General features: G+C 64.1%; 3 protein-coding genes. 1 reads left to right on the top strand and 2 read right to left on the bottom strand.

Going from position 1 to position 4,602, the window contains the following annotated elements; translation table 11 throughout:
- Nucleotides 1-232 precede the first annotated feature (232 nt).
- Complete coding sequence (locus KXJ60_RS10275) at nt 233-2,224, top strand: relaxase/mobilization nuclease and DUF3363 domain-containing protein (protein WP_056581648.1); 1,992 nt, start codon at nt 233-235, stop codon at nt 2,222-2,224.
- 200 nt (nt 2,225-2,424) lie between these two features.
- Here KXJ60_RS10275 and KXJ60_RS10270 read toward each other — a convergent pair whose 3' ends face one another.
- The gene (locus tag KXJ60_RS10270) at nt 2,425-4,323 is read right to left on the bottom strand and encodes a propionate--CoA ligase (RefSeq protein WP_056581650.1); all 1,899 of its coding nucleotides are present in this window, start codon (nt 4,321-4,323) and stop codon (nt 2,425-2,427) included.
- A 66-nt stretch (nt 4,324-4,389) separates the two neighbouring features.
- Nucleotides 4,390-4,602 (bottom strand): hypothetical protein (locus KXJ60_RS10265; RefSeq protein ID WP_291126918.1); only part of this gene is annotated, 213 nt, incomplete at its 5' end.

The following is a 4,602-nucleotide window of genomic DNA, read 5'->3' as shown; positions in this document are numbered from 1 at the left end:
CAGCAGCGCCGCCGGGCCGCCGCTGCCCGGAGCGCCAGCGAGGGGCAAAGGCGGAAGGCAAGATTGAAGGGCGCGGCACCACGGTGCGCGCAAAGCCAGTCTGCACATGGGTTTGGGGCAGCACGCGCCACAGGGTGGCTTCGTGCCGCCAACAGCGCAAATGCCATGCAGGCATTGGGAACACCGTGTGCCGCATCCGCTCGGGCGCGATGGGCTTGGCTGGAGGCGCATCATGAGCCAGCGCGGAAACTCGGATGGTGATGACCGTTTCCGCGTGCGGCCAGGCAAGCCGAAGCAGCGCGGCGACACCTTCATTGCGCAGGTGCTGCGTCAGACCAGCAAGGCGGCTGGCGTTACAGGCGGCAAGCGCGGAATGGGTGGCAAGGTGAGGGGCAAAACCACCGGCAAGGCGCCTGGTTCTCGTCTGGGGCGCGGGCATACGGCGGCGAGCTTCACGGGCCAGTCCTTGACTGCCTATTCACGCCGGGCCACGGTCAAGGTTCGGCTGGTGTATTTGCAGCAGGCCAGCGGCAAATCGACGGTGCAGCACCTGCGTTACATCGGGCGCGAAGGCGTGGATCGCCAGGGCGAACAGGGACGGGCCTATGGGACCATCACCGACGAGGCGGACACGGCAGCTTTCGAGGAACGCGGGCGGGGCGACCGTCACCAGTTCCGCTTCATCGTCTCGCCCGAGCATGCCGACCAACTCGAAGACCTGCGCACCTATACCCGCCACCTGATGCAGCGCATGGAGGCTGATCTGGGCACCCGGCTGGACTGGGTGGCGGTGGATCACTGGAACACCGACAACCCGCACACCCACGTCGTGCTGCGCGGCAAGGACGATACGGGCAAAGACCTCATCATCTCGCAGGAGTACATCACCCGCGGGATGCGCGAGCGGGCGATGGAGCTGGCCACCGAATGGCTCGGGCCACGCACCGAGCTGGAGATCCAGCGCACTCTGGCCCGCGAGGTGGAGCAGGAGCGCTGGACTTCTCTGGATCGAACCTTGCAGCGTGAAGCGGTAGAGGGATTGGTGAAAATCGAACGCTTCAATGATCCCAAGCTGCAGCGCCAGCGCCTGCTGCTGGTCGGGCGACTGCAACGGCTTCAGCGCATGGGCTTGGCGACGGAAACCCAGCCTGGCACCTGTGCCGTCCACGCCGAAGCTGAGTCCACCCTGCGGGCGATGGGCGAGCGCGGCGACATCATCCGCACCATGCAACGTGCGATGGGCGGCAGGCAGCGCGACCTGGCCGTGTTCCAGCCGGCCGAAGATGGGCACTCCATCATCGGCCGCGTAGCGGGCAAGGGGCTGGCCGACGAACTGTACGACCGGGGCTATCTCGTGGTCGATGGCATCGACGGCAAGGCGCACTACGTCGCGCTGTCGCCCAGGACGAAACTGGAGCAGTATCCGATGGGCGCGGTGGTCGAGGTGAAAGGCTCTGCCGAGATACGGGCGGCGGACAAGACCATCGCCGCGATGGCAAGCAATGGCCTGTACCGCACCGACCATCACCTTGCCATCGCGCAAGGGCAGACTGTCCCTGGCCGCGATCCGCAAGAAGTCGTGGCAGCCCATGTCCGGCGCCTGGAAGCCCTGCGCCGGGCTGGCATCGTGGAGCGCGTGGCCGAGGGGCTATGGAAGGTGCCGGACGACCTGCCCGAGCGTGGCCGCCAGTACGACGCGCAGCGCCTGGGCGGCGTGGCCGTGGAGCTAAAATCGCACCTGCCCATTGAGCGTCAAGCTCGCGTCATCGGCGCCACCTGGCTCGACCAGCAGTTGATCGGCGGCGGCTCCGGCTTGGGTGATTTGGGTTTTGGTAGCGAGGCCAAGCAGGCAATGCAGCAGCGTGCCAACTTCCTGACGGAACAGGGGCTGGCCGAGCGGCGCGGGCAGCGCGTGATCTTGGCGCGCAACCTGCTGGGCACGCTGCGCGACCGGGAACTGACGCTCGCCGCGAAGGACATTGCCGCCGAAACCGGCTTGGGGTATCGCCCCGTGGCTGACGGCCAGCGCGTGGCCGGCATCTACCGGCGCAGCGTGATGCTTGCCAGCGGACGCTACGCACTGCTCGATGAGGGTATGGGGTTCAGCTTGGTGCCTTGGAAGCCGGTGCTTGAACAGCGGCTGGGGCAGCAACTCGTCGCCACAATGCGAGGCGGGAGCGTGTCATGGAAGATCGGGCGACGGCGCTACCTGTCCATCCAATGATGAATGGAGCAAATCAGAGATTCAACACGCCCCCTCATTCGGGCCAGCAATCACTGGGATTTTACCGTGTGTTGGCTTTGATACCGAGGTGATGGACTGCACAACTCTCTCCGTCTGTTTGTGACAGAGGGCTGACTTCAAAGCTTTGCTACTACCGTACGCAAGTGAGGCACGTTTCGGCAATTCCGGTGTGTTTTCTTCTAGTATTCTTCTACCAACAATGCACGTATCTGTTGCAGCGCAGCAGGATCGTCCATGGTGGTGAGGTCACCCGGATCGCGCCCCTCGCACACGGCCTGGATGGCGCGGCGCAACAGTTTGCCGCTGCGGGTCTTGGGTAGCACTGTCACGAAGCGCACCCGTGCCGGGCGCGCCACGGCACCCAACTGCTCGTCCACCCGCTTCATGATCTCGCCCTCCAGCTTGAGTTTCGAGGCATCGTCGTAGAGCGAAGAACTGTCCTTGGCCACCACGAAAGCCATCGCCACCTGCCCCTTGAGCTGGTCGGCAACCCCTACCACCGCCACCTCGGCCACATTGGCGTGGCTGGAAATGCTTTCCTCGATCTCCCGCGTGCCCAGGCGGTGGCCCGCCACGTTGATCACATCGTCGGTGCGGCCCAGGATGTAGAAGTAGCCATCCTGGTCGCGAATGCCCCAGTCGAAGGTGCTGTAGACCAGCTTGCCGGGAATGCTCTTCCAGTAGGTGTTGACGAAGCGCGCGTCGTCCTTCCAGACCGTCTGCATGAAACCCGGTGGCGTGGGCCCTTCGATGACGACCACCCCTTTCTCATCGGCACCGGTGAGTTCTTCGCCGGTGGATTCGTGCAGCAGCTTGACGCTGTAGCCATACATCGGCACACCCGGGCTGCCGAACTTGCTGGCTTTCTTCTCGACACCGTTGGCGATGGTGAGAATGGGCCAGCCGCTCTCCGTCTGCCAGTAGTTGTCGATGATGGGCACCCCCAGGCTGTCGCTGATCCAGCGCGCGGTGGGTTCGTCCAGCGGCTCACCGCCCAGGAACAGGGCCTTGAGGCTGGAGAGGTCGTACTGCTTGAGGTAGGCCGGGTCCTGCTTCTTGAGCACGCGCACGGCGGTGGGCGCACTGAACATCACCGTCACCTTGTACTTCTCCACCAGGCGCCACCAGATGCCGCCATCGGGCCGGATCGGCAGGCCTTCGTACAGGATGGTCGCCATGCCCGCGATCAGCGGGCCGTAGACGATGTAGCTGTGCCCCACCACCCAGCCGATGTCGCTGGTGGAGAAGTAGGTCTCGCCGGGTTCGCCCATGAAAATGTGCTTCATGCTGGCGGCCAGGGCCACGAGATACCCGCCCGTGTCGCGCTGCACGCCCTTGGGCTTGCCCGTGGTGCCGCTGGTGTAGATGGTGTAGCTGATGGCGGTGGACTCCATCCACTCACAGGGCACCTGTGCGTCCAGGTGCTGCTCGCGCAGGGCCGCGTAGTCGTGGTCCCGCCCGGGCACAAGGCTCATCGGCGCCAGGCCACGGTTCACCATCACCACCGACGCTGGCTTGTGGGTGGACAGCCGCAGCGCTTCGTCCAGCAGCGGCTTGTACTCAACCACCTTGCCGCCGCGCGATCCGGCATCGGCGCTGACGATGGCCACAGGGGCGGCGTCATCGATGCGGTTGGCCAGCGAATGGCTGGCGAACCCCCCGAACACCACCGAGTGGATGGCGCCAATGCGCGCACAGGCCAGCATCGCGAAGGTGGCCTCGGGAATCATGGGCATGTAGATGAGCACGCGATCGCCCTTCTTCACGCCCTGCCCCAGCAGCACCGCCGCCATGCGCTGGACCTCGGCATGCAGCTCCCGGAAGCTGTAGGTGCGCTCGGTGTCCGTTTCGGTGGACACGTAGATCAGCGCGTTCTGGTCTGCGCGGTCTTTCAGGTGCCGGTCCACCGCGTTGTGGCACAGGTTGGTCAGCCCGCCCTCGAACCAGTGCGCGAACGGTGGGTTGTCGTGGTTGCACACCCGGTCGAAGGGCTTGTGCCAGTCCACCAACCCGGCCTGTTCGGTCCAGAAGGCATCACGGTCGTCGATGGAGAGATTGCGAAAATCATTGAATCTCATCAGGATGTACTAGGTTAAGTTAAGTATGACGTCACTGGCCGCCAAAGCTGTACCAACGAACTTGTTCTAAATCAAACAGAACGACCACACATCTGCGTCTGCCTTGAGAGCGAACATTTTCTTAATCCGATCTGAAGTAGTCGGCCCTGAAATATTCGTTTTCAGCCAGCGGTCAGTCGTGGTGCCGGCTCTCTGATTGCGTTGACGGCGAGGTTGCGCAGCATGCGAGGCCAGTTGGGCGATAGGGCTGCGGCTTGGCACAGGCGCAAATAAAGCCGC

Source organism: Hydrogenophaga sp. (assembly GCF_019264445.1).
Lineage (GTDB): Bacteria > Pseudomonadota > Gammaproteobacteria > Burkholderiales > Burkholderiaceae_C > Hydrogenophaga.
Note: the sequence above shows the minus strand (reverse complement) of the source record. Positions and strands in the feature narration are given on the sequence as shown.